Consider the following 23,251-nt stretch of genomic DNA (forward strand, 5'->3'; position numbering starts at 1 on the left):
TTTTCGACGGTCGCTTCTATGGGTAATTCGTTCATTCCGGATAATTCCGCTTCGCTCCCGCTGCGTCAACCGCAGCGCGCCAGGACGGGTTCTTTCGCCCAGTTTCGCCAGGAGACAATGGCCCTGGCGCGGCGGCTGTTTATCCAGTTGGGGCGGCGACCCTCGGCTTTTGTGGGCAGCATCATCCAGTCGCTTCTGTGGCTGATGCTGTTCAGTGCCCTGTTTGCCCAGGCCCCCCGGGGCACCTTCGGCATCGAGGGAGGCTACATCCAGTTTCTGGCGGCGGGGATCATCGTCTTTGCCGCCTTTGGCGGCGCCCTCAACGCCGGGGTGCCCTTAATATTCGACCGCGAATTCGGCTTTCTCAACCGCCTGCTGGTCGCCCCCCTGGTCTCGCGCACCTCGATCATCTTCGCTTCGGCGCTGTTTATCGTGAGCACGACGCTGGTACAGGCGGCGGCCATCGGCGCGGTGAGCTTTCTGATGGGTGCCCAGTTCGCAGGCGGCCTCGAAGGGGCGCTCATCGTCGCCCTGGTCGTAACGCTGTTGGTCTTCGGCATCGCTGCATTGAGCCTGGGGCTGGCTTTCGTGCTGCCCGGCCACATCGAGATGCTGGCGGCCATCTTCGTCATCAACCTGCCGATGATCTTCGCCAGCACCGCCCTGGCACCGATGTCCTTCATGCCCCTATGGCTGCAGTTAGTGGCAAGCGCCAACCCGCTCACCTACGCCATCGAACCCATCCGGCATCTGTTTTTGCACAGCAACTGGTCGTTGGCCGATCCGGTTTTGCTGGCCCCCTGGGGTTCGCTGAGCCTGACGGGCTGCGTGCTGGTGCTGTTGGTCTTCGATGTGGTTGCCATCGCGCTGGTGGGCGGCATGCTCAAGCGGAAACTCGGTTAAACCCTGTCGTCGCCGATTAGACCGCCGATGCGCTTGAGGATGCGCAGCACGTCGTACAGCTCGTTGCGCCCATAGGAAAACAGCGAAAAATCTTCAGAAAGGTTGTACTGTGACTCAGGAGTTCTAACCAGTTTTAGAAATCGAAAACCGTCGCCATTGGTGACCAGTCCGTATACCGCCCGCTGTGATTCGGGGGCACCCATCATATAGGCAAGTGCCTGGGGAACGGCTGCTTGAAAGTTGAAGCGCGTTTGCTTGGATTCGACTAGCAACAGCCAGAAACGATTGCGGATCACGAGTGTATCGATGCGTCCGCGATAAATCCGCTGCTCCTCCTCGACGGTGATTGCCACCGTCAGCTCCGAACGAAGCTTAAAGGGTGGATAGAAAAATCCGGCCAACTGCAACAGCGGAGAAATTAACAGCAAATTGACCGTACTTTCGGTCAGCATATAACCATCGGACTGGTAGAGGTAGGTTTCTTTGAGGCTGTCGAGGGTCCGCCGTTCGCCGTCGGTCAGTTCCGGCAGCGAACGGGTCCATTCCGGGAAGAAGTCGGCGACAACGTTTCTGCGTAGGCGGAACTGCTCTTCCACCGCGGCGACGCTCGCGAATGCTTCGGCGGTAGCGACGGTTTCCAATGGTTGCTCTCCCGGAACGGTTGTACCGCCGGTGGGGCGGGCCTGAGCGATCATTGTAGTGACTCTGGCCTTAGAAAGCCCAATCTGCCACGGCCACCTCCTATTGAGGCTGTGTCCCAATCAGTCTGGCTACCGCTATAAGTGTTGTTGCCGACGGGGCAATGCGCGGACACAACGGAGCCTTGCATTGCATAATTTACTGTAGGTCTCCCCTATATTAGGGAGGCGCTTGTCGCATCCAGGTTCCGATGCAAACCTGCTCCAAATCCATGGGCAGCGAGCAACCAGTTCATTTTTCTTTCATAAGTTCAGTTCACTAAATACGGTAAACGACATTGCCGGGGTAAGCCGTTTGCTTTCGGGGTTTACGTATGCAAAAAATGGTTCACAACGCGCTCGTCGACAGGCCCGGGACACGATGGCAAGGTTTTGCCGTCTTTGCCGGGATTTTCGGATTACTTTGCTTGCTTTTGATGGCCGTTCCGGCTATCGACGCCGATCGGTGGCTACAGGCCAAAATCGAGCTAAAAAATGCTGATGGCCTCCCTGTAGGCAATGCGTCATTGACCCAGCTGAGCGATGGGGTGCGGGTATCGGTCCAAGTGCAGGGCTTGCTGCCCGGCAAATACCCGATTCACTTTCACTCGAAGGGAAAATGCGTTGCACCGGATTTCAGGTCTTCGCGGGGTGTATTTGACACCCACTCCCTTGGACACAAAACCCGTCCGGACGGCCAACCCGTTCCTCCCGCCGGTTTGCTGCCTGCTCTGATAGTTGGAGCGGCCGGTACCGGCGAGTTGAACGCCCTGAATACGGACGTGACCCTGCGGGCCCACAAGTTGCATTCTTTGCTCAGACCCGGAGGTTCTGCACTGGTCATCCATGCAGCGCACTCCAGACAGATCATCGCCTGCGGAGCGGTCACCAGAACACCCGTTTCCGATTGAACCCCACCTTCCTGTTTGCCCTTTCTTTTTGTGAGGTACCCCCATGCCGAAGTTTAAAGCGACGCGCCTGCTACGCCGCCGTCAGTTGTTGAAACTGGCCGTATTTACAGGGGTCGGCAGTGCCCTGTACTTTGTCGCCGACCGCCAACGCGCCACCTTTGCCCAAGAAGACACCCAGGGACTCTGGCAAGTCCTGCCGTTCGATTCTCAAATTTTGGCGGTCCACGCTGCTCTGCTACGCACGGGCAAGGTTTTGTTCGTCGCCGGTTCGAGCAACGACGAAACGAATATCCCGTTTGAACACGGCAGCGTCGTTCTAGATATCAATGCCCCGGACGGTAATCCCGTGTTCCCGGCGGACCTGCTCAACAGCCAGGGCAAGCAAATCGACCTGTTCTGCTGTGCCCACGCGGCCCTCGCCGACGGCCGCATCCTGTTTGGGGGAGGCACCAAGCAATACGACCCGTTCTACGGCATCAACGAGGCGATTACTTTTGATCCGCAGACCCAAAAATGGACCAAGGTCAATTCGATGGCGATCGGCCGCTGGTACCCGACCTACACGACCCTCGGCGACGGACGGGTTTTGGCCGTGTCGGGTTTCGACGGCGGCGGCAAATACACCCTGGTTCCGGAAATTTTCTCAACCGCTACGGGCAATTGGTCCTCCCTGGCCAAAACCGCCAAGACCTGGCCGCTGTATGCCCATCTGTACTTGTTGCGCGACGGCAGAATTTTCTATGCGGGCGGCTACTACGGCAGTTACGTCGCAAACCAGAACACCCTGCCCCCGACGCTGTGGAACATGACGACCAACGCCACCACGACCGTCGGCGGCCTCACCAGTACGACCCTGCGCAGCCAGGCGGCCAGTGTTCTGCTGCCCCCCGCCCAAGATCAAAAAGTCCTGCTCATCGGCGGTGGCCCGGCCACCGGGACAGGTTCGGCCACCCGCGACGTCAACATCGTGAATTTGGCCGTGAGCAGCCCGGTTTATACGAAAGTCGCCTCGCTCAACTTCGCCCGCCTGCACCATAGTGCCGTGCTGCTGCCGGACCGGACAGTGCTGGTCTGCGGTGGGAGCGGCGCCGATGAAGATGCCGCCAAAGCGGCCTTGCAGGCAGAAATTTACGACCCGGTCGCCAATACCTGGAAAGTGGCGGCTACCGCCACCGTTGCCCGCCTGTACCACTCCATCGCGCTGCTGTTGCCGGACGGCAGGGTGATCACCGCCGGTTCGAATCCCGAACGGGAGGTGGAGGAGTTGCGCCTGGAGGTCTTCAGTCCTCCCTATCTGTTTCGCGGGCCGCGGCCGGTGATCGAGAGCGTTGCGCAGTCGTGGAACTACGGCAACGCCGTGGAGATCAAGACGCCGCAGGCAACCGACATCCGGTGGATCAGCCTCATTCGCCCGGGAACGCCTACCCACGCTTTTGACATGGACCAAAGGCTGGTGGATGTGCCGTTTACCCTCAATACCAGCGGCGGCCTGACGGCGACGATTCCGAGTGAACCGAACCTGGCACCGCCCGGCTGGTACATGCTTTTTATCACTGACAACGACAAAGTGCCCTCGGTGGCAGCTTGGGTGCAGCTGAAGCCTTCTACTTCCCCTACCACCTTCAGCCTGCAGTCGAGTACTTCGCCCGGCCGCAGCGGCCCGACCCCCCTGCAGGGCAAGACCGTCAGCGGCAACCTCTACGTATTTCTCACCCCCGAAAGCGGCGTCACCCAGGTGCGCTTCTTCCTGGACAACCCGTCCGGCAGCGGCACGCCGACCCAGGTGGAAAATACCGCCCCCTACGACTTCAAAGGCGGCAGTGCGACCCAGGCCAACCCCTTCGACACCAAGACGATCAGCGACGGACAGCACACGATAACCGCTTCGATCAGTCTCTCTGCCGGCGGAACGCAAACCGTCAGCTCCACCTTCACCGTCGCCAACAGCGGACCGCCCCCGAGCACCTTCAGCCTGCAGTCGAGTACTTCGCCCGGCCGCAGCGGCCCGACCCCCCTGCAGGGCAAGACCGTCAGCGGCAACCTCTACGTATTTCTCACCCCCGAAAGCGGCGTCACCCAGGTGCGCTTCTTCCTGGACAACCCGTCCGGCAGCGGCACGCCGACCCAGGTGGAAACCGTCGCTCCCTTTGACTTCAAAGGCGGGACCACGACCGCGGCCAGACCCTTCGACACCAAAACGGTCAGCAACGGCTCCCACACCATCACCGCTTCGGTGACGCTCAGCAGCGGCACGATCCAGACAACCAGCGCGACTTTCACCGTCGCCAACTAACCCCACCGACGCCGAACCGCCCGGGCTGAAACTTTCAGCCCGGGCGGTCACGCGAGTTGGTTGTGGGCAAATCAGGCGGCGACTGTGCTCAACTCTTTTTCGCCGACGGCATCGACGGTTTCTAAGTTCGGCAGGTTGCACCAGACCTGAAAACCGTCTTCGTCCGAGACAATCAGCGACGAACCCGGGCAGCTGCGATAGAACGCGATCGCCTCGCGCATCTCGGTCGCCGCAAAATTGCTACAGGGGTAAAACAGGTGATCCCCAAACTTTAACCCGACTTCGATCCCCGAGCGCCGAGAGCGGCGGATTGGGCAGAGATCGACGGAAGCTTTATTCAATATCAACATCGAATGCGTCCCTACTCACGAATGCGAGCTTTCGCTCCCTCCATTCTAACGACGTGTGTCGGAACGCGGCGGCTTCTACTTAGATGTGAACAATTATGTATGGTGGTTTCTGTAGTGCTCCGCGAGCGCGCGGTAATTGAGGGCGTGTTCTCGGCGTTCGGCTTTTTCGGCTTCCTCCAGGGTGCGCACGACGCGGGCGGGCACTCCTGCCACGAGCAATCCCGGCGGCACCGTCCGGGTGACCACTGCCCCCGCCGCCACGATCGACTGGGTGCCCACGGTCACGCCGTCGAGCACCACCGCGCCGATGCCAATCAGGCACTCGTCCTCGACGACGGCGGCGTGGATGACCGCCCGGTGGCCGATGGTCACGCGCGCACCGACGATCACCGGGCGGCCGGGATCGCCGTGCAGGACGGCACCATCCTGGATGTTGGTGTCCTCGCCAATCTCGATGCGCTCGACATCGCCGCGCAGGACCGCACCGTACCAGAGGCTCACCCCCCGGGCCACCACCACCCGGCCCACCACCACCGCGTCCGGGGCCACGAAGGCGGCGAGGCTCAGATCCGGTCTGCCTAGGACGATGTCGATGCCTTCGAGGTCCACAGGAGCACCTAGCCTTCGACCTTGGGTCGTTCGCGCAAATGCAGCGGCGGCAGGATGGCCGGGGCGCCGTTGGTTTTTTGCCCATCGCCCTCGTCGCTCTTGTCGGCAAGCGACAGTAGAGCGCCAAGCGCAGCCGGGATCGAGGCCGGGTCCATGAAGAGCACCTTGCTGCTCGGGGAGGCACCGACGGCGTTGGCGACGTCGAGGTAGTTGCGGGCCAGATAAAACTGCAGCGCCTCGCGGGCTTTGGGATCGCTCAGGGTCTCAGCCAGGGTGCGCAGCGCCTCGGCGGTGCCCTGGGCCTGGAGGATCTGCTCCTGGCGTTCGGCCTCAGCCCGGGCGATGCGCGCCGAGGCTTCGCCCTGGGCGCTGTTGATGGCCGACTGGCGCTCGCCCTCGGAGTTGAGGATCACCGCGCGCTTGCGGCGTTCAGCCGCCATCTGCTGCTCCATCGAATCGAGCACCGTGCGCGACGGGGCAATGTTGCGCACCTCGACGCGGGTGACTTTGATCCCCCAGGGATCGGTGGCGGTGTCGAGCTGATCGAGCAGGGCCTGGTTAATTTCGGCGCGCGAAGCGAACGTCTCGTCGAGTTCGAGTTTGCCGATCTCGGAGCGCAGGGCGGTGAGCACCAGATTGCTCATCGCCTGACGGATATTGGCCACCGAGTAGTAAGCCTTGCGCACATCGACGATCCGCCAGTAGATGACCGCGTCGGCGTCGAGGGAGACGTTGTCGCGGGTGATGGCCGTCTGGGGCTGGATGTCGAGCACCTGCTCGCGGATGGTTTCTTTGAAGGCGAGCCGGTCGATATAGGGAATGATGATGTGCAGGCCCGGGGTGAGTCTGGCGTGAAAGCGGCCCAAGCGTTCGACGAGCGCTTCGTCGCCCTGGTTGATGATTTTGACCCCGGCCACGATCGTGGCCAGGAGGATAAACCCGATTGCAAACAGAAAAATTTCCACCGCAGTCTCTCCTTCTTCAAGGCCCCGGCGGGGCTTCCTTGAGCGCCCCGAGGGGCATCACGTCGAGCACATTGCCCTGCCTTCCCAGCACCATTACCTTTGTCCCGGCCGGAAGCGGCCTGTCGCTGGTGTCGCAACGGGCGTTCCAGGTAGTCCCCTCGAAGGCGACGCGGCCCATGCCCCCAGGCTCGATGGCCCGGGTGATCGTCGCCTGGGCGCTGTAGTCGGGCCTTTCGAGATCGGTGCTCGCCTTGGGGACGAGCCGCCGCGTGAGCAGAATCAACCCCGAAGCGATAAGGGCAAAGACAAACAGCTGCAAAAACAGGCTGGGAATCGACGGTCCCACCAGCAGCATCAGCAGGGCGGCCGTGCCGAGCGAACCCGCCACCAGGGCAGGGGTAAAAAATTCGAGCACCCACAGCGCAATGCCCAGAACCAGCCAGAAAGTCGACACGGCGCTCATGCTCCCAAGCTAGCGCAGAGCGCCCAGAACCTGGGCGGGCGTTGGGATTATTTAGCAAAGGGCAGGGGGCCGCCCGCGGGCAGGGCCGCGGGCAAAAAGGCGATGCCGGTATCGAGGTTGAGCCCGGCGGCGTAGTAGGCGGCAAACAGCCGGGCCACCCCCTCGGGGGTTCCCCGAAACGAGCGCGTGGCGGCCGGGTCGTCGGGGTTGGCCGGGTTGGCGATATCGGGGGTATCCGGTCCGCTCCAGGCTTTGCCGTCCCAGCGCATAAAGGGCGGCGCGAGGCGGGGGTTGCCCTGCAGATCGGCGCTGGCACGATTGGCGATCACGCGCACATCGCCGGGCCACGGATAGCCGTAGGCCGGATAAAGCCCGAGTCCGGAGCCGTCTTCGCCGCGCTCCCGCCGCCCGGCGAGCTTTTCGCCGCTCGCCCCGGCGTAGATGGCCACCCCGCAGCGCAATTCGCGCGGATTGGCGGCCCCGTCAACCTCGGCCGGATTGCCCAAATCGGCACCGACCATCTCGGCCCAGACTGCCGCCGGGGTCGTCTCGCGCCACCAGCGCGCCTCGCGCAGGGACTCCTCGCGCGGCTGGGTGCGCGAAGCCAGTTTGAAGCCGATTTGCTCCCACAGGCTTGCCGCCGTCGTCAGGCCCGTCTGACTCTGGCCTCTGGGTCCAGAGGCGGGTGAAAGCAGCACGATGCGGCGGCCGGAATCGGTGGTGGTGCCCTCCCGCTCGTCGGGGTGGGCCAGGGGCAAAAACAGCACCTCGGTGCGCGCCGCGCCCCGTCCCTGCCAGAAGCGGGCGGTGCGGTTGGTACCGGCGTGGTCGAGCACCACCAGGGTTTTGAGTTTTTCGAGGGGCCAGTTGCCCTCCGCTAACGGGTCGGCACCCACGCACACCAACATCTCCAGGTTGCCGCCGCGCAGAGTCGGCTCGCCGGGACGGGAGCACGGCAGGGCCGCAAAGCCAAAATCGGGGGCCGCCGTGTCGTACCAGCTGCGCAGCATGGCCACCAACCGGCGCTGGTTGCGCACCCCGTGGCGCTGTACCCAGCCGATAAAATCTTCTCCCGCCAAAGGCGGCGCCCCGGCGTACCCCGGCAGCATGGCGCCGGTGGCCCCGACATCGGCAGTGCCCTGGGGGTTGAAACCTGGGGAAGCCACGACGATACCGCCTCCGGGTCGGCCCACCTGCCCGAGCAGCAAACTGGCGATCGCCGCCAGGCGCACCCGCTGCTCGATCGCCGCCGGCTCAGCCGCGGCGTCAATAGCACAGACGATCGCCGCCGACCGGCGCTCGGGAGCGGTGAATTCGCGATAAAAGCGCCCCAGTGCTGCTTCGCCTACCCCTGCCGTGCGGGCCGCCCGCTCCAGGGTGTAGGGCGCAAAGAACCGGGCTATCTGCGCGTAGACGGTGCCTTCCTCGGCAATCTGTTCAGAACGGGCGGGCCGGCCGTTCTCGAGAAATTCGTAGCCCCAGGATTCGGGGTCGTAGCGGCGCGTCTTCGGGTCGAAGCCCGAGAAAACGCCGTTTTGGAAGCCAAATTCCGGCAGCAGACGAAAAGCGGCGTTGGTGTGGACATCGAGAAAGGCGGCATCGGCGCGCTTGTTCTCGACGATAAACCGGATCAGCCCGCCCAGGACCGCCACCTCGCCGCGGGGAGCAACCGCCAGGGCGTTGCCGATAGAGGCGTCCTGGCCCTCCCCCAGACTCCAGACCGGCACACCCGCCTGCGCCGCCGCCTGCGCCGCTGCAAAGGCGGGATGTCCCGCACCGCCCGCCCGGCCAACCACCAAGATTGCCTGACTTTTGCTCAGTTCCAGCCAGTGGTTGGGGGCGGCGGGCACGCCGAAGGTGGCCTCCAGGGCGCGGGCAAGGGCCAGGCTCGCTCCCTCGCCGCTGCGCTCCAGGCGCGCTCCGCTCAACCGGGCCAGTTTGGCCCAGGCATAAGCCTCTTCGTTGGTCAGCCCCGTGCCGCAGTAGACACCCAGCCGCTCGGCGCGCCGGTTCGCCTCCGACCAGCTCGAGGCGCGCACCTCGAGCAGGCGCTCGGCGACCGTGGCCCAGGCTTTGTTCCAGGTGATCGCAGAAAAGCTTGCCGCCCCCGCCGCCCGGTACTGGGGAACGAGCAACCGTCCGGCCGCCGCGCGCGCGCCAACCTTCGCCGGGTTCTGGGCCAGGGCGGGAACTCCCGCTCCCCCGGCGGCCCCCAATCCGAGACCCGCGAGCCGAAGAATGTCACGTCTGCGCATATAGGAGTCAAAAAAACTCCATCAACCTTACACCACTTCGCGGCGAGGCGCTGTTTAGACCGGCGCTTTGTAGCCGGTGCCGCAGTAGGGACAGAATCGGAACTTCAAGGACGCCACGCTCTCCTGACAGTTGGGGCAGCGGTCGCACAGGGGCGTGCCGCACATATAACAGTAGTGCGCCCGCGGATCGAGCCAGAGCACGTCGGCCTCGCTGCCCGGTTCCCAACACTGCGGACAAAACTGCACAATGCCGCCCGCCGGGAGCGGTCGGCCGCGCTCCGCCGCTTCGAGGTGTTCGGCGGGAATTTCCAGCGCCAGCGCCAGGGTCTTCTTGGTGCGCAAATTGAGGCGGGTGGTCTGGCCGCGCTCGATCTTGCCGACGCTCTGGGGATGAATTGCCGCCTTGAGGGCCAGTTCGCGCTGGCTGAGGCAGAGGGTCTCGCGGCGACGGCGGACGTAATGGGCCAGGCTTTCGCCGATCTGCGGCCAGGCCTCGAAAGCAGGGGTTTGCACGGGCTGTAGAGATGGATATAGAACAACCAAAACAAAGCTCAGATTGACGAGTCCTTAAATTTAGCCAACCCGTATCCGCTGTCTACGATTAGGGTTTCTGGCGGCCTTGGGCGACAAAGTCGGTACGGCTTGGCTACAGTACTCCTAAGAAGAGTACTGCGCAATGCGGATCAGTGGACCGATCCGCTCGGCGACCGACTCGACCGTGCAGGTGTCTTCGCCTGTGAAGTGCCGCCGCTGAAAACTGCCCACATGAAAAACACCCACCATCTGCTTCTCCAGATGCAGCGGAACCCCAAGCAGGGACTGAACGCCTCTATTGCGCAAAACGGGGCTGGCCACCTCCACCTGGGCCAGGTTCTCAACGATGAGCGGTTGGATGTCTGCGGCAATCTGCCCGGCCACTCCCTGTCCAAGGGGAATGCGCACCTGTTGCTCGATTTCTTCTTCAAGACCGATGGTGTTGTACACAAAGAGATCCCGGCTGCTCGATCTAGGCAGCAGCAGGGTGACCGTGTCCACATCCAGAGCAGTGCGGATTTCCTCAAACAGCCTGTGCAGCAACTCGGCAAAGACCACCTGCAACAGCACAGCACTGACTTCATGCCGCAACTTCTGAAGGTGTTCAAGAGCCTGCTCGGCCCGCCTCAACGCCTGTTTGAGCGTATCGGGCATTCCCTGTTCCACCAATCGACTCTGAGGGGTCACCGAAAGGCCGTCGCGCCTCCGGATCACCCGAGCCGGTACGCCAACGGCCACCGAGTAGGGCGGAATGTCCTGGGTCACGACGGCTCCGGCACCGATCACGCTGCCCCGGCCGATGGTGACGCCGTCGAGCACGCTCACGGCGTGGCCGAGCCAGCAGTCGTCCTCGATGACGATTCCCTCTCGGCTGACACCCTGTTCGCGAATCGTCAACTCCGGATCCGCAAAGCGGTGGTTGTTGGCAAAAATCCCGGCATGGGCAGCGATCAAGCAGTTGTTGCCGATCGTAAGATGCCCGGGGCCGGCCAATACAGAGTAGGGACCCACCAAGGTCCCTTCGCCTACCTCGATAGTGGTCTGTCGCATCGCCATGATCATCACCCCGCGCTCTAGAAAAGCTTTGCTTTTGAGCACCAGGCGGTTGCCGGGGTTGCGGGCATCGAGTCTTACTCCGGCGCGTACACAGACTTTGTCACCGATTTCGATCGCGGCGGCATTGAGAATTTCGACATCGGTGTCAATAAATACACCGTCTCCCATCTTCCGAAACAGCTGTCGGTAGAGCGTCCGGCGCAGGGCAGGTCCCATCAGAAGCCTGGGCAGCCAGCCCAAGGCGTCTTTGAGGGCCGCCTCGCGCCAGCGCGCCAACTTCAGCAACGTGAATGTATTCGTCTCACTCATTCCGACTCTCCGCTTGCTGTGGGTAGGGGTCAGGACGCGGTCTTTCTGAGCGGATGAAGGGCGCCAGCCCGGACCGGTCCCATTGGTCGCCCCGCAGTGCTTCCCTCGAGGTCCGGGCCTCAGGGCACTGCAATCAAGCTCGGGCGCACTCCTCTACCCAGCCGTTTGGCAAAGTCCTCCGCCGTCAGCAAGAGCCCTTCGCGCAGTTCAACCTGGGGCTGCCATCCCAGCAAACGTCGTGCCAGGGAGATGTCCGGTCGGCGCTGGCGCGGATCATCGGACGGTAGGGGCCGGTACACGATAGGCAAGCCCGGATTGATCAGCTTCCGCACCAAGTCTGCCAGCTCATTGATCGTATACTCCCCCGGATTGCCAAGATTCACCGGGTGGGTATAGTCGCTTTCCATGAGCCCGACCATCCCCTCCACCAGGTCCGACACATAGCAGAAGCTGCGCGTCTGCTCACCGTTGCCGTAAACGCTCAGTGCTTCTCCCTGCAGTGCCTGGACAATGAGGTTGCTGACCACCCGCCCGTCGTGCTCGCTCATGCGCGGACCGTAGGTGTTAAAAATCCGGATAATCCGCGTATCGACTCCGTTCTGGCGGTGGTAGTCCATCGTCAAGGTCTCGGCGAGGCGCTTCGATTCGTCGTAGCAGCTGCGCACGCCAATCGGGTTGACATGTCCCCAGTACTCTTCGTGCTGCGGGTGCACCAGCGGGTCGCCGTAAACTTCCGAAGTCGAAGCGAGCAACAGGCGCGCTCTGACCCGCTTGGCCAGACCCAGCATGTTGAGGGTGCCCAGCACGCCGGTCTTGATCGTTTTGATCGGGTTGGCCTGGTAGTGCACCGGGGAGGCGGGGCAAGCCAGGTGGTAGATGCGTTCGACCTCGAGCAGAATCGGCTCGATGACGTCGTGGCGAATCAGCTCAAAACGCGGGTGGGTGAGTAAGGGGGCGATGTTGAGCCGCGAGCCGGTGTAGAAATTGTCCAGGCAGAGGACTTCGTGTCCTTCGCCAACCAGTCGTTCACACAGGTGCGAGCCGATGAAGCCCGCTCCGCCGGTAACCAGTATGCGCATGGGTTGTTCTCCTCAGTTGTTAGCGGCCGACACCGACGTAGCGCAGCCCGGCACCCTGCACCGCCTGGGTGTCCAGGCAGTTGCGCGCGTCGATGACAATCGGTTGGCGCAGTACCGCCGCCACCGTCTGCGGGTCGATCCCACCGTACTCGGGCCACTCGGTCATCACCAACAGCGCATCGGCCCCCTGGACAGCCTCCAGAGCACTACCCGCCACTTGCAAGTCCGGCAGTTGACCTTGCACCTGGGCCGCCGTCACCACCGGGTCGTGGGCCACCACCCGGCAACCGAGATTGAGCAGATGCTCCGCCACCGCCAACGCCGGCGCGCAACGGATGTCGTCGGTGTGCGGTTTGAAGGCCAATCCCCACAGCGCCACCGTCCGACCCTTGAGAATGCGCAGCTCCCGCTGCAATTTCTCGATCACCAGTTGGCGCTGGTGCTCGTTGACCGACAAGGTCGCCTTCAGCAACTCGCAGTTGTAGCCATACTCAGCCGCCGTCGAGACCAAGGCCGAGACGTCTTTTGGAAAGCACGAACCGCCCCAGCCCGCCCCGGCGTTCAGAAACGAGCGGCCGATGCGCTTGTCGAGTCCGATCGCCTCGGCGATGCGGGTGACATCCGCCCCCACCCGCTCGCAGATGTTGGCGATTTCGTTGATGAAGCTGATTTTGGTGGCCAGAAAGGCGTTGGCGGCGTACTTGATCATCTCGGCGGAGGCCAAGTCCGTCACCACCATCGGCACCGCCTGGGTATCGGTGTCGGCGGGACTCACCCAGTGGGCGTACAGTCGGCGCATCACTTCGACGGCGCGGGCGTCCTCCGCCCCGATGACGATGCGATCAGGATTGAAGGTGTCCCAGACCGCGCTGCCTTCGCGCAAAAATTCCGGGTTGCTCGCCACACTGAAGTTCGGCGGGGCGGCGGGGGCGAGCACCGCCAGACCGTTGCCCGCGTGCTGGCCGCTTCTGGCGGTGGCGGCAACGAGGTTCGCCCCGTCTTCGACCAGCATGCGCACCCAGTTGCCCGAACCGACCGGCACGGTCGATTTGTTCACAATCACCCGGAAGCGGCCGTCCAGGTGGGAGCCGATGGAGCGGGCCACGGCGCGCACGGCAGAGAGGTCCGGCGAGCCGTCCGCCCGGGAGGGGGTGCCCACGGTGATGAAGACGACGTCACTGTCTTGAACGGTCTCGGCCATGCCGGTGGTGAACTGCAGCCGCCCGGCGGCGACGGCCGCAGCGACCAACTCGTCGAGTCCGGGTTCGTAAATCGGCATGACGCCCTGGCGCAAGCCTTCGACTTTGGCGGTGTTGTTGTCCATGCAGACGACGGTGTGGCCGATGGTAGACAGGCAGGCGCCCGTGACCAGGCCGACGTAACCGGTGCCGATAACCCCTACTTTCATGGATGCTCCTTGCTGGGTTGAGTAGTCAAAAAAGCTATACAAACCGATCGCCTGACAAACGGGGCGTCAGTTGTTGGAAAATCCGCCGCTGTGCAGGTCGAGCCATCGTTGCTCGGCCATTTTGTAGCGGTGGATATCGGTGCAGGTGCCGAACCAGCGGATCACCTGGACGTCGCCGTCGTGAACCGGTCTGCCCCGGGCCAGGTGCCAGAGGAAGGCACCATCCCTACGACGCCTTAGGCGGTACTCAAGCTCGTAAGCCTGCCCGGTGCGCAGTGCCTCGCACCAGGGCACGGTGCAGCGCAGCCAATCCTCCGGGTGTACCACCGAGCGCCAGCCCCACCCGCAGATCTGCTCCAGGGCAAGGCCGGTGTACTCCAGACACAGCTGGTTGGCGCACTCCAAGCGGCCGTCCGGTGTCGCGCTCCAGGCCATCTGCGGAATGCACTCGAGCAAAAAGCGCGCGTGCCAATCGTCCATGGGTCTGTACCCCAACAGGCAAAGGTGGATTTGAGCGCCCGGCGTCAGCTTTGCAACGCCGGGCACCGGAAGGCCGGAGATTGGGTCCGCGGACGCGGCACGGCCAAATCGACGGTCAAAGGCACGCTGCTTTCGACCAATCGGGCCAGTCGTCTGCTGATGGTCACCATTTGCCTGCAGTCGTGCATGTCGAAGCGACGAGCAATCGAACCGATATGAAAAACGCCGATCACACGGCCGTCGCTCAGCAGCGGCACACCGGCCAGATGCTGCAGACCTCGATCGCGCAAGATCGGGCTTTCGATTTCCATCCTGGAAAGATCGTCGACGACAAGCGGCTGGCGGCTCGCGGCGATCCGGCCGGCGATGCCCCGTCCGTTGCGAATACAGATTCCCTCCGCCACTTCCTGCTCCAGACCGACGCTGGCGTGGACCTGCAGCGCATTTTTTTCGGCGGCGGCAAGCAACACGGTGACGGTCTCCACCCCGAGGGCGCGGTGGATAAATTTCAGCGCGTTGTGCAGCAACTTCACGCGCACCACCGGTATCAGCAGAGAGCCAAAGTCTCGGTCCAGGCTCTCCAGCAAGATCAAGGTCCGGTCGAGTTCTGCCTCGATGCGCCGCCAGGGTGACGCGCCCGAAGAGCCGGCCACCTGAACGGCCACCTCGGGAGTGTCGGTCCGGTAGCTGCCCAGCACCCGCGCCGGTGCCCCGGCCGCGATGGCGTAGGCAGGGATGTCACCGGTAACCACCGCGCCCGCGCCGACGATACTGCCGCGGCCGATCCTGACCCCGGCGACGATAGTGACGTCGTGACCGATCCAGCAGTCGTCCTCGATGACGATCCCCGGCGCCGTGGTGCCGGGTTGCGCCGGGTCGGCCTCCAGGCGGGGAGCGCCGCAGATTTCGGCGTGGGCGGCGATCAGGCAGTCTCGGCCGATGCTGAGCGTGCCCGGACCGCTCAGACAACTGTAAGGGCCGATGTACGCCTGCTCCCCCACTTCGATGCTGCCTCCCTGCAGCGTCTGGAGGACGACTCCAGAAGCGAGGGTGGCCTCGTCGGCAATCACAATGCGGTTGTTGTGCCCGCGCGCATCGAGGCGGACGTTGCTGTCGATGCGCACCCGTTTCCCCAGTTCGATGCGGCGCGCGTTCAAAAACTCGACGCTGGTGCTGATCGCAGTGCCGTCGCCGACTCTTGCCAATAACTTCCGGTAGACCGCCCGGCGCACCTGCGCGCCGAAGGCGACGGCCGGAATCCAACCGACAGCCGCACCGGCGGCGACTTCTTGGACACGGGTTTGAAAGGGCACATCTGAGTGTTGATCCATCCGCTTCACCTTGGTCGACGACTGCATCTGCACAAACGGCCGTTCCGCCCACAGGTAAAATCCCCGGGCGCACAGCAAAGACAACACCACGGTCAGCGGCGCAAACAGCAATAGTTGTACATCGGCAGTCACAGGCAGCTTATCCACCAGCAGCCAGCTCACCCCCTGCAAAGGGGCATGCACCAGATAGAGACTGTAGGAAAAAGCGCCCAACGCCAGCACCGGCGGCGATTCGAGCAAGCGCATTACCACCGAGGTACCCCCCCGCCCTTCGAGACTCAGCCGCGTGCAGTACATCAGCAGGCAGGGGGTGGCCAGGGCGATCAGCAGGTGGAACACCGGCTGGGGCACCGCCAGCAGCCCAAAGGAGCGGGCCGTCGCCGCGAGCACGATCAGCAACCACAGCGAACCGCTGGTCAGCTTGAGCTGGGAGGTGGTCAGTTTCACCAGGCCTCGTCCGGGAGCAAATTCCCACACCGCCGCCGCCATGCCGAGGGCAAAAAAGCCCACGTACCAGGGGGCGGCCCAGGCGAGCCACCCGTCAAACAGCACCACCGGAGCGAGGCCGACCCCAAAGCCCACCGCCACCGCCGCCGCGATCCCTATCCGCCGCCACAGCGGCAGCAGCAAAGCCGGGAACAAAAAATAGATTTGCCACTCGGTGGCGACGCTCCACAGCGGAGCGCTGATTGTACTGGCTTGGGCTTCGCTCCAGTTGTGGACTAGCAGCAGATGGGCCAGCACACCCTCCCAGGTGAAACCGTTCATCGCCTTGTCCCACATATACCCGAGGCTTTGGCCGCTCCCGGCGCCCACCAGAGCGATCACCAGCAGCGACAGCCCCAAAGCGGCAAAGTACGGAGGCAGGATGCGCCAGGCGCGCCGCTTGAGGTAGCCTGTCACCCCGCCGCGCAACCGGCCGTCGGAGCGCACCACCGGCAGCATCAGGCAGTACCCCGACAGCACCATAAAGATGCCGACGCTGAAGAGGCCGTAGCCGGCCCAGGCCGTGGCCGCCTGCAACCAGGTCGGCATCGGCTCGCCCGCCAGACGCAGCTGCGGCTTGAAGCTCAGGTCGCACCAGAGGTGAAAAAAGAGAATATACAGTGCCGTCAACCCGCGCAGACCGTCCAGGTAGTGCAGTCTGAGGGAGGGCTTGTCCGGCTTGGGCTCGGTCGTCATGTCGCCTCGGGGCTCCCGTGGGGTGATCGCATCCGGTAGGATGTTGCTGGTCATCGAATTTCGGGTTTGGGAAGGAGCGGGGTAACCCCCGCCACCGCCGCACCCGGCGGAATGACGACACTGCTGCGGCGCACGAGGCTGTTGCTCAGCTGCGCACCGCGGCCGATGGTGGCCCCGGCCGCCACGTAGCAGCCGGTGAGGCTCGCCTGGATGCCCACGCGCACCGCGCCCGACAGCACCGTGTCGCGCAGGTAGGCGTCGGCAGCGATCGTGCAGTCGTTGGCGACCAGCACATAGCCTTCGAGCACCACCCCCGGTCCGATGCGGCAGTTGCTGCCGATATAGCTCTGGGGCGACAGGCGCGCAGTCGCGTCGATCAGCGTACCGGGGCCGATTTCCGGGTGGCCGGGGACATTCTCTTCGCCCCCGAAGTCGATCTGCAGTTCTTCCATGGCGTGATCTGCTCCTTTAAAACAAAGCCAACTTGCGGCAGTAAAAGGCCTCGGCGTAGCGGGCGTTCGCTTCGATGCCCCGCAGGCGCGCCAGGGCCCGAAAGGTCTCCTCGCTGAACCAGCCCTTGCCCGCCTGGCTCGCAAACGCCGCTGTCAATAGCCGGATCTTGCGCTCCAGGAGGGCTTCGTCGCAGGCGACATAGCCGTTCGGCCGCCCGAGATCGCCGTCGAATTTGGGAATTTCGTACTCGAGCACCAGTTGATCGCGAAAGGTATTCCAGGTGAGGTCCGACACCAGGCGGTGGTCCTGGTGCCGGTCCTCGCGGTAGTGGGTGAAGACCAGATCCGGAACAAAGGCGCGCTTGATCTGCTCGAAGCAGGCTTTGACCTCCGCCCCGGCGTAGGGCAAAAAGCCGTCTTGAAAATCCCACAGCGCCGTCGCCTCCAGCGCATCGCCCACAAAGGCCTTGGCGCTGGCGGACGCTTCTGCGGCGCGCTCGCCCCGGGCCGTAAACACCGCCCAGTAAAAGCGGGTCTGCGGGTACACGCGCGCCAGGTGCAACAGCGTCGCACCGCAGCCGATTTCGATGTCGTCGGCGTGCGCTCCCAGGCAGAGCACGCGCCGCAGCGGACGGCCCCCAGGGTGGCAAACCAGGTGGAGCATCGCTTAACCCACCGCAACCTGGGGCATCAGCGGCAGCACCCGCCCCTGGCGCCAGACCTCCCAGGGCGCTTCCTGGCGGGCGTACAGTTCGTCGAGCTGCTGCTTTTCTTTGAAGGTGTCCATGCAGGCCCAGAAGCCCTGGTAGGGGTAGGTGAGCAATTCCTGCGCGGCGATGAGACGGCGGAACGGTTCGCAGACCAATTCCTCCCCGTAGCGCATGTAATCAAAAATCTGGCGCTTGAAGACGAAGTAGCCGCCGTTAATCCAGACATCCGAGCGGCGGGTGTCGCAGATATCGCGCACCAGTCCCTGTTCGTCCATGGCGACCAGGTGAAAACTCTGGCTCGGTTTGACGCTCAAGAACGTGGCGATGCGCTCCTGGCGCTGAGAAAAAGCGATCAAGTCGGGCAGATGCAGGTTGGTGAGGCCGTCGCTGTAGTTGGCCAGGAAGTACTTGTCCCCCTCCAGGTAGGGTTCGATGGCCATCAGGCGCTGGCCGATGTTGGCATTGAAGCCGGTATCGACGAAGGTGATGTTCCAGTCGTGGATGTCGCTGTTGGAAAGTTGCAGCTTGCGCCCGCCCTCCGAGAGGGTGAAGTCGTTGGAAAGACATTCGTCGTAGTTGAGAAAGTAGTTTTTGATGGCGTCGGCTTTGTAGCCCAGGCAGAGGATGAAGTCGCGGTGGCCGTAGTGGGCGTAGTACTTCATGACATGCCAGAGGATCGGCCGGTAGCCGATGGTCACCAGGGGTTTGGGGATGCTTTCTGAGTAGTCGCGGATGCGCGTGCCCAGACCGCCGCAAAACAGTACAACTTTCATGGTGGATGGACTCCAGAAAGGGGGATGGTAGTCGAGGAGAAGGTTGAGGAGGACCGGGGGCAAGGGTGCCCGTTAGCTGCACTGAGACGAAGGTGGGCTCCAAGGCCAGAGCGAGTAGGGGCCGAAAATCACACGCCCACGAGCGGCATCGGCACCGGCAGCCGGATGAGTCCGCGCCGCGGATGGGCGGTTGCCGACAGGCACAACAATCGAAATGCATCGTAGGGCCGAGGCCATGGACGGGTTGTCCGTCAATGGCGGTCCAGGAGGCGTTTACGGCAAGATTCGAGCAAGGGTCGCTCGATATAGCTGTAGCAGGCGCACCCGAGGCCGAGGCCGAGCGCACCGACCGGGAGCATCGTCCAAGAAGCGCCGAAGCCCAGTTTGACGAGGAGGCGGGTGAGGGCGGAGATGACCGGGGCATGCACCAGATAGATCGAATAGGAAGCATCTCCGAAGTATTTCCAGAGAAAAGGCACCCTGACGTTGCCTTTGAGATCGATGGCAGCGGCGCCGAAGAGCACAAAGGCGGCGGGCAGCCCGAATCCGAAGACCCGGACAAACTTCACCTGCTGCCAGGCCCAGGCGGCCGGCTCGCCCCCGGTCATACCGCCGCCCAGCACCGACAAGAGCACCGGAATAGCCAGAAGCCCCAATCCCAGGACCAGGACGGCACCGCCCGCGGCGATCGCCCGCTCGCGGTAACGGACCAGCCCATAGGCGACAACGCATCCGAAGCAAAACTCCAGCCGCAAATCGCCGAAGACCAGTTCAATCAGATCCGTTCCCGTCGGGGTTACCGGAGCACTCACGTAGGCGGCGCCTTTGGAAGCGAGCCAGGCTGCGGCAATGAGCGGCAACGCCACGGGCGGTTTGCACCAGATCACCAGGGCAAACAGCAAGTAGAAGCCGACCTCATAGCTGAGGGTCCAACTGCCGGTGAGCACCGGTTCCGGTTGGGGCAGCAGCAGCACCGAGGCTGTGATCACTTCCCAGCTGAGCCGGCCGGCCCCCTGGCCCGGCGACAGCGAGAAAAAGACCAGTACCGCACCCATTACCACCCAGTAGATGGGATAGATGCGCACGAACCGCCGCAGCAAAAAGGCCCCGGGGCCGGCGTCCGGTTTGACAAGATACAGATAGGCCAGGATGAAGCCGCTCAGGACAAAAAAGAGATCCACCCCCGCCCAACCGCAGGCAAACGCCCCACCCAAAAAGCGCTGCCCCAGCCGCTCGAAGAACATCCGATCGACGTGGTAGCCCAGCACCGCCAGGGAGGCAACCCCCCGCAACACCTGGACGAGGATAAGTTTGTCCTGCCGGTTGACAGGTGGGGAGAGAGCAGGAGATTGCAGCTGCATCGTCGGTTGTAGATAGAAGGTGTAAAAATCAAAGCGGCCGGTGGCTGAAGCGGCGCTGGGCAGTCAAGCGAAACTGAGAAGCACTGAGGGTCAAAGACCGCGAGCGCGTCGATTTGAGGGTGACTTTGAGGCGGTAGCGTACCGTGTCGTAAACCACTTTGTAGGAGACATCGATGCCGCACTCACTGGCAAGCCACTCCTGGATTTGCTTATAACTTTTGAAGGCATCCGGCTGCTTGAGCCGCTCTTTGAGCTTTTCGAGCACTTCCCCCTGGATGTCGGCGGGTCTGCCGCTGCTTCTTTGGGTGCGGGTGAGGCCCGCGATCCCGTCGCTGCGGTAGATCTGCAACCAGCGAAAGACCGTCGAGGTGCTGCGGCCCACCACCGCCGCGAGCCCCTGCTCGGTCGTGACGATCCCGGTCTTGTAGAGGTACAACACCTGAATGCGTTCTTTGACTTCGCTGGAGGCGCGCTGGCGCAGTAAAGCTCTCAGCTCCTCGGCGCTCTCTTGGATTTCGATGCGGTTCGCGCGTGGCATATCGGCCTTTCAGAACGCCAGTATTCAGTCAGTGACAGATAAAAAACATGGACCCATGCAGGAGCAAGGACGCGCGAAGGTGGGCGCACCGGTGTTGTCGGGAAAGGATTTTTAGTAAGCGCCGCTGCGCCTGAGGACCACCAGCAGCGTGCGCAGCAAGATCGACAGGTCAAGGGCAAAAGTCCAGTGCTCGACATACTCGCAGTCGAGCTTCAACATCTGCTCGAAGCTCAAGGCACTGCGCCCGGAAACCTGCCAGGGGCCGGTGATCCCCGGCAGGACGCCCAGACGCCGCTCGAAGGCTTCGCGGTCGTATTCGAGCGCCCGCTCGCAGTCGCGCAGTTGCAGCGGCCGGGGACCGACCAGGCTCATGTGTCCCTGCAGCACATTGAACAGTTGCGGCAACTCATCGAGGCTGGTGGAGCGCAAGAGGCGGCCGGTGCGCGTCACGCGCGGATCGCACTTGAGTTTGAACAGCACGCCCCCTTCGGACTCGTTGAGTGCTTCGAGGTCTTTGAGGCGCGCTTCGGCATCGACCGCCATGGTCCGAAATTTCCAAACCCGGAAGGTGCGGCCACCCAGACCCTTGCGCTCCTGGCGAAAGAAGACCGGACCGGGCGAGTCGAGGAGGATCGCCAGGGCAGTCAGCAGCAGCAAAGGCGCCAGCAACAGCACCCCCAGCCCGGCTGCGCCGTAATCGAGCACCCGTTTGGCCAGAAACTGTACAGGCGGGCGACGCCGATTCGCTCGTTGAATGGCAATCATGGTGATTCCTGTGTGCAAAACTTTGAGCTTGCAGGGCCGTCAAGGAGAAAGAATGGAACGCAGTTTTCGGGCGAAGGTGGCGACTTCGCGGTAGGTATCGGCGGACAAATATTGGTGCATGGCGATGGCGGCGGTGAGCCGTAGGCTCGGGGAGCATCGCCATAGCCGCGGGCAGTGGGCTACCGCGCGGCTGCGCCAGTTCCAGGCCTCGACGCTCTCGCCGCGCTCCAGGGCTTTCCAGCCTAGATACAGGTAAATGCGTCCATAACACTCCGCCTTCAGATGCCGCAGATGCTCAGGTCCGCGCTCGAAGGCTTTGTCCATCACCCTGAGCAGGCCGGCTTCGGAACTTTTTTTGGATTTGCACTGGGGATGGCGCCGGTAGCGCATCAACGGCTCGCGCAATACCGCAAAGGCATAATCGCCTGCGAGGCGCAGCCACATCTCCCAGTCCTCGGCAAAGCGCAATTCGAGATCAAAAAGCCCGACGCGCTCGAAGCACTGGCGCCGCACCATGGCTGCGCTGGGGTAGATGTTGTTGGCCCGCACCAACTGCGGCCAGACCATTCCCTCGTCGCCGGGGCGGTAGAGGCTGCCGGTGGGCTCGCCATCTTGATCGATCACCTGCACCCAGGTGTAGACCAGTCCCACCTCCGGACGGGCGTCCAGGCAGGCGACCTGGCGCTCCAGTTTGGTGGGTTCCCACAGATCGTCCGCGTCCAAAAAGGCGATGTATTCGCCCCGGGCCTCACGGATGGCCGCGTTGCGGGCCGCCGCCGCGCCCTGGTTTTTTTGTTCGAGCAGACGCACGCGCCGATCGGCGATCGTGCGCACCCAGTCGGCGGTCCCATCGGTGCTCTCATCGTCGACGATGAGCACCTCAAAATCGCCGAACGACTGGGCCAGGGCACTAGCCACGGTCTGGGGCAGATAGCGCAGGGCGTTAAATGCCGGAATAATCACAGAGACTTTGGGCATCGCTTTACCTCAGGCGAGGGCGCGCTTGTATTTGAGCCGCAGGGCGAGGGCGGCCTTGAGGGTCAGCAGTGGAAAAGGACCGTACAGACGGGTTAGCCGCAAAAAGTGGTGCTTGGCCAGCCAGAGGATCAGCCGGTGCTTTTCGATGAGCAGATGCGTACCGGTCTTGGTAACCGACAGGTTGTGGATCCGGTAGTAATAAGAAGGGACATCAAAGCCTTTGATGCGGTAGCCCTGCAGAGCGCACCAGATGATCGCCGCCGCATCGGTGAGTTTGTTGTCGATATGGGGCAATTGCCGGATGAGCGGCGTGCGCAGCACAAAGCCGGGCCAGTTGCCGTAGTGGGAAGGGTAAGTGGAAAGCCAGATGGCGATCCATTGCCACCAGGCGTCCTCGCGGGGCGCAAGCACCCAATTGAGAAATTGGCCTTTTTCGTGACCGTCGACGTCGATGATCACCGCATCGCTCGCGGTCATGCCGCGATCCTCGCCGCCTTCGAGCCAGGCGAGCGCCTGCTCCAGGTGGTGGGGCATCCAGATGTCGTCGTCGTTGTGGACGGCGACGAAGGGTGTCTCCACCTCCTGCAGTGCCGCCTGAAAGTGCCCCATGACCGTCAGCTTGCCGCTGCGGCGGACGTAGGCCACCTCGTGGTGCGGGTGGGCTGCGGCAAATTGGCGGGTCATCTCGGCGTTGGCCCGGGCGCAGGCCGGATCGCTGGAGTTGTCCGAGAGCACCAGCCGCCAGCGCCGCTCCGTCTGGAGGGCGACCGAGCGCAGGGTATGGGGCAGAAAGTGCGGACGGTCGCGCGCAAACAGCAGCACGGTGACCACCGCATCAGTAGCAGATTTCACAGCTAGAACCTCGCGAG

23 protein-coding genes are annotated in these 23,251 nt (G+C 63.2%); 3 read left to right on the plus strand and 20 right to left on the minus strand.

Features of this window, described 5'->3' with window-relative positions; genetic code table 11:
- The first annotated feature begins 18 nt into the window (after window positions 1-18).
- Entirely contained in the window at window positions 19-903 is an 885-nt protein-coding gene (locus GLL_RS11225; RefSeq protein ID WP_011142165.1) for an ABC transporter permease, read from the plus strand.
- Here GLL_RS11225 and GLL_RS11230 read toward each other — a convergent pair.
- Entirely contained in the window at window positions 900-1,598 is a 699-nt protein-coding gene (locus GLL_RS11230) for a hypothetical protein (protein ID WP_011142166.1), read from the minus strand. The genes GLL_RS11225 and GLL_RS11230 overlap by 4 nt on opposite strands.
- Before the next feature lie 317 nt (window positions 1,599-1,915).
- On the opposite strand from GLL_RS11230, the gene GLL_RS11235 reads away from it, so the two are divergent.
- Together GLL_RS11235 and GLL_RS11240 are read left to right on the plus strand one after the other, a co-directional pair.
- Entirely contained in the window at window positions 1,916-2,491 is a 576-nt protein-coding gene (locus GLL_RS11235) for a superoxide dismutase family protein (protein WP_011142167.1), read from the plus strand.
- 43 nt (window positions 2,492-2,534) lie between these two features.
- Window positions 2,535-4,784, plus strand: a complete 2,250-nt coding sequence (locus tag GLL_RS11240; RefSeq protein WP_011142168.1) for a galactose oxidase-like domain-containing protein — start codon at window positions 2,535-2,537, stop codon at window positions 4,782-4,784.
- A 71-nt stretch (window positions 4,785-4,855) separates the two neighbouring features.
- Here the strand turns inward: GLL_RS11240 and GLL_RS11245 are convergent, their stop codons facing one another.
- The 19 genes from GLL_RS11245 to GLL_RS11340 form a co-directional block, all read right to left on the minus strand.
- Complete coding sequence (locus GLL_RS11245) at window positions 4,856-5,134, minus strand: hypothetical protein (protein WP_011142169.1); 279 nt, start codon at window positions 5,132-5,134, stop codon at window positions 4,856-4,858.
- A gap of 93 nt (window positions 5,135-5,227) precedes the next feature.
- Window positions 5,228-5,743 (minus strand): gamma carbonic anhydrase family protein, encoded by a 516-nt coding sequence (locus GLL_RS23455; protein WP_011142170.1) that lies wholly within the window; start codon window positions 5,741-5,743, stop codon window positions 5,228-5,230.
- An 8-nt stretch (window positions 5,744-5,751) separates the two neighbouring features.
- Complete coding sequence (locus GLL_RS11255; protein ID WP_011142171.1) at window positions 5,752-6,708, minus strand: SPFH domain-containing protein; 957 nt, start codon at window positions 6,706-6,708, stop codon at window positions 5,752-5,754.
- A 16-nt stretch (window positions 6,709-6,724) separates the two neighbouring features.
- On the minus strand, window positions 6,725-7,171 hold the full coding sequence (locus tag GLL_RS11260; RefSeq protein ID WP_011142172.1) for an NfeD family protein: 447 nt from the start codon (window positions 7,169-7,171) through the stop codon (window positions 6,725-6,727).
- A gap of 47 nt (window positions 7,172-7,218) precedes the next feature.
- On the minus strand, window positions 7,219-9,426 hold the full coding sequence (locus tag GLL_RS11265) for a molybdopterin-dependent oxidoreductase (RefSeq protein WP_011142173.1): 2,208 nt from the start codon (window positions 9,424-9,426) through the stop codon (window positions 7,219-7,221).
- Between the two features lie 54 nt (window positions 9,427-9,480).
- Window positions 9,481-9,939: a double zinc ribbon domain-containing protein gene (locus tag GLL_RS11270; protein ID WP_011142174.1), complete on the minus strand. Its 459-nt coding sequence runs from the start codon at window positions 9,937-9,939 to the stop codon at window positions 9,481-9,483.
- A 144-nt stretch (window positions 9,940-10,083) separates the two neighbouring features.
- Window positions 10,084-11,325, minus strand: a complete 1,242-nt coding sequence (locus GLL_RS23460) for a GAF domain-containing protein (RefSeq protein ID WP_011142175.1) — start codon at window positions 11,323-11,325, stop codon at window positions 10,084-10,086.
- Between the two features lie 119 nt (window positions 11,326-11,444).
- Window positions 11,445-12,404 carry a UDP-glucuronic acid decarboxylase family protein gene (locus tag GLL_RS11285; protein WP_011142176.1) on the minus strand — a complete coding sequence of 320 codons (960 nt, stop codon included), beginning with the start codon at window positions 12,402-12,404 and terminating at the stop codon, window positions 11,445-11,447.
- Between the two features lie 19 nt (window positions 12,405-12,423).
- The gene (locus GLL_RS11290) at window positions 12,424-13,812 is read right to left on the minus strand and encodes a UDP-glucose dehydrogenase family protein (protein WP_011142177.1); all 1,389 of its coding nucleotides are present in this window, start codon (window positions 13,810-13,812) and stop codon (window positions 12,424-12,426) included.
- 66 nt (window positions 13,813-13,878) lie between these two features.
- Window positions 13,879-14,292 (minus strand): PAS domain-containing protein, encoded by a 414-nt coding sequence (locus tag GLL_RS11295; protein ID WP_164928956.1) that lies wholly within the window; start codon window positions 14,290-14,292, stop codon window positions 13,879-13,881.
- A gap of 44 nt (window positions 14,293-14,336) precedes the next feature.
- Window positions 14,337-16,805 (minus strand): acyltransferase family protein, encoded by a 2,469-nt coding sequence (locus tag GLL_RS11300; RefSeq protein ID WP_164928957.1) that lies wholly within the window; start codon window positions 16,803-16,805, stop codon window positions 14,337-14,339.
- 50 nt (window positions 16,806-16,855) lie between these two features.
- Window positions 16,856-17,257, minus strand: a complete 402-nt coding sequence (locus GLL_RS11305; RefSeq protein ID WP_011142180.1) for an acyltransferase — start codon at window positions 17,255-17,257, stop codon at window positions 16,856-16,858.
- A gap of 16 nt (window positions 17,258-17,273) precedes the next feature.
- Window positions 17,274-17,921, minus strand: coding sequence for a PIG-L deacetylase family protein (locus GLL_RS11310; protein ID WP_011142181.1), 648 nt, complete (start codon window positions 17,919-17,921; stop codon window positions 17,274-17,276).
- A gap of 3 nt (window positions 17,922-17,924) precedes the next feature.
- Entirely contained in the window at window positions 17,925-18,740 is an 816-nt protein-coding gene (locus tag GLL_RS11315) for a glucose-1-phosphate cytidylyltransferase (protein WP_011142182.1), read from the minus strand.
- Between the two features lie 251 nt (window positions 18,741-18,991).
- Window positions 18,992-20,101: an acyltransferase family protein gene (locus tag GLL_RS11320; RefSeq protein ID WP_011142183.1), complete on the minus strand. Its 1,110-nt coding sequence runs from the start codon at window positions 20,099-20,101 to the stop codon at window positions 18,992-18,994.
- A 28-nt stretch (window positions 20,102-20,129) separates the two neighbouring features.
- The gene (locus tag GLL_RS11325; protein WP_011142184.1) at window positions 20,130-20,639 is read right to left on the minus strand and encodes a helix-turn-helix domain-containing protein; all 510 of its coding nucleotides are present in this window, start codon (window positions 20,637-20,639) and stop codon (window positions 20,130-20,132) included.
- A 111-nt stretch (window positions 20,640-20,750) separates the two neighbouring features.
- Window positions 20,751-21,404: a sugar transferase gene (locus tag GLL_RS11330; protein WP_011142185.1), complete on the minus strand. Its 654-nt coding sequence runs from the start codon at window positions 21,402-21,404 to the stop codon at window positions 20,751-20,753.
- 39 nt (window positions 21,405-21,443) lie between these two features.
- Complete coding sequence (locus tag GLL_RS11335; protein ID WP_011142186.1) at window positions 21,444-22,382, minus strand: glycosyltransferase; 939 nt, start codon at window positions 22,380-22,382, stop codon at window positions 21,444-21,446.
- Between the two features lie 9 nt (window positions 22,383-22,391).
- Window positions 22,392-23,234: a glycosyltransferase family 2 protein gene (locus GLL_RS11340; protein ID WP_164928958.1), complete on the minus strand. Its 843-nt coding sequence runs from the start codon at window positions 23,232-23,234 to the stop codon at window positions 22,392-22,394.
- Window positions 23,235-23,251 lie beyond the last annotated feature (17 nt).

The organism is Gloeobacter violaceus PCC 7421, from assembly GCF_000011385.1.
GTDB lineage: Bacteria > Cyanobacteriota > Cyanobacteriia > Gloeobacterales > Gloeobacteraceae > Gloeobacter > Gloeobacter violaceus.

Bases quoted from the DNA above. Each gene is read 5' to 3' on its own strand.
- GLL_RS11295 (WP_164928956.1), bottom strand. From the start codon at position 14,292: ATGGACGATTGGCACGCGCGCTTTTTGCTCGAGTGCATTCCGCAGATG.
- GLL_RS11310 (WP_011142181.1), bottom strand. From the start codon at position 17,921: ATGCTCCACCTGGTTTGCCACCCTGGGGGCCGTCCGCTGCGGCGCGTG.
- GLL_RS11245 (WP_011142169.1), bottom strand. From the start codon at position 5,134: ATGTTGATATTGAATAAAGCTTCCGTCGATCTCTGCCCAATCCGCCGC.
- GLL_RS11230 (WP_011142166.1), bottom strand. From the start codon at position 1,598: ATGATCGCTCAGGCCCGCCCCACCGGCGGTACAACCGTTCCGGGAGAG.
- GLL_RS11330 (WP_011142185.1), bottom strand. From the start codon at position 21,404: ATGATTGCCATTCAACGAGCGAATCGGCGTCGCCCGCCTGTACAGTTT.
- GLL_RS11315 (WP_011142182.1), bottom strand. From the start codon at position 18,740: ATGAAAGTTGTACTGTTTTGCGGCGGTCTGGGCACGCGCATCCGCGAC.
- GLL_RS11320 (WP_011142183.1), bottom strand. From the start codon at position 20,101: ATGCAGCTGCAATCTCCTGCTCTCTCCCCACCTGTCAACCGGCAGGAC.
- GLL_RS11290 (WP_011142177.1), bottom strand. From the start codon at position 13,812: ATGAAAGTAGGGGTTATCGGCACCGGTTACGTCGGCCTGGTCACGGGC.
- GLL_RS11305 (WP_011142180.1), bottom strand. From the start codon at position 17,257: ATGGAAGAACTGCAGATCGACTTCGGGGGCGAAGAGAATGTCCCCGGC.
- GLL_RS11260 (WP_011142172.1), bottom strand. From the start codon at position 7,171: ATGAGCGCCGTGTCGACTTTCTGGCTGGTTCTGGGCATTGCGCTGTGG.
- GLL_RS11285 (WP_011142176.1), bottom strand. From the start codon at position 12,404: ATGCGCATACTGGTTACCGGCGGAGCGGGCTTCATCGGCTCGCACCTG.
- GLL_RS11225 (WP_011142165.1), top strand. From the start codon at position 19: ATGGGTAATTCGTTCATTCCGGATAATTCCGCTTCGCTCCCGCTGCGT.
- GLL_RS11235 (WP_011142167.1), top strand. From the start codon at position 1,916: ATGCAAAAAATGGTTCACAACGCGCTCGTCGACAGGCCCGGGACACGA.
- GLL_RS23460 (WP_011142175.1), bottom strand. From the start codon at position 11,325: ATGAGTGAGACGAATACATTCACGTTGCTGAAGTTGGCGCGCTGGCGC.
- GLL_RS11300 (WP_164928957.1), bottom strand. From the start codon at position 16,805: ATGACGACCGAGCCCAAGCCGGACAAGCCCTCCCTCAGACTGCACTAC.
- GLL_RS11325 (WP_011142184.1), bottom strand. From the start codon at position 20,639: ATGCCACGCGCGAACCGCATCGAAATCCAAGAGAGCGCCGAGGAGCTG.
- GLL_RS11335 (WP_011142186.1), bottom strand. From the start codon at position 22,382: ATGCCCAAAGTCTCTGTGATTATTCCGGCATTTAACGCCCTGCGCTAT.
- GLL_RS11265 (WP_011142173.1), bottom strand. From the start codon at position 9,426: ATGCGCAGACGTGACATTCTTCGGCTCGCGGGTCTCGGATTGGGGGCC.
- GLL_RS11240 (WP_011142168.1), top strand. From the start codon at position 2,535: ATGCCGAAGTTTAAAGCGACGCGCCTGCTACGCCGCCGTCAGTTGTTG.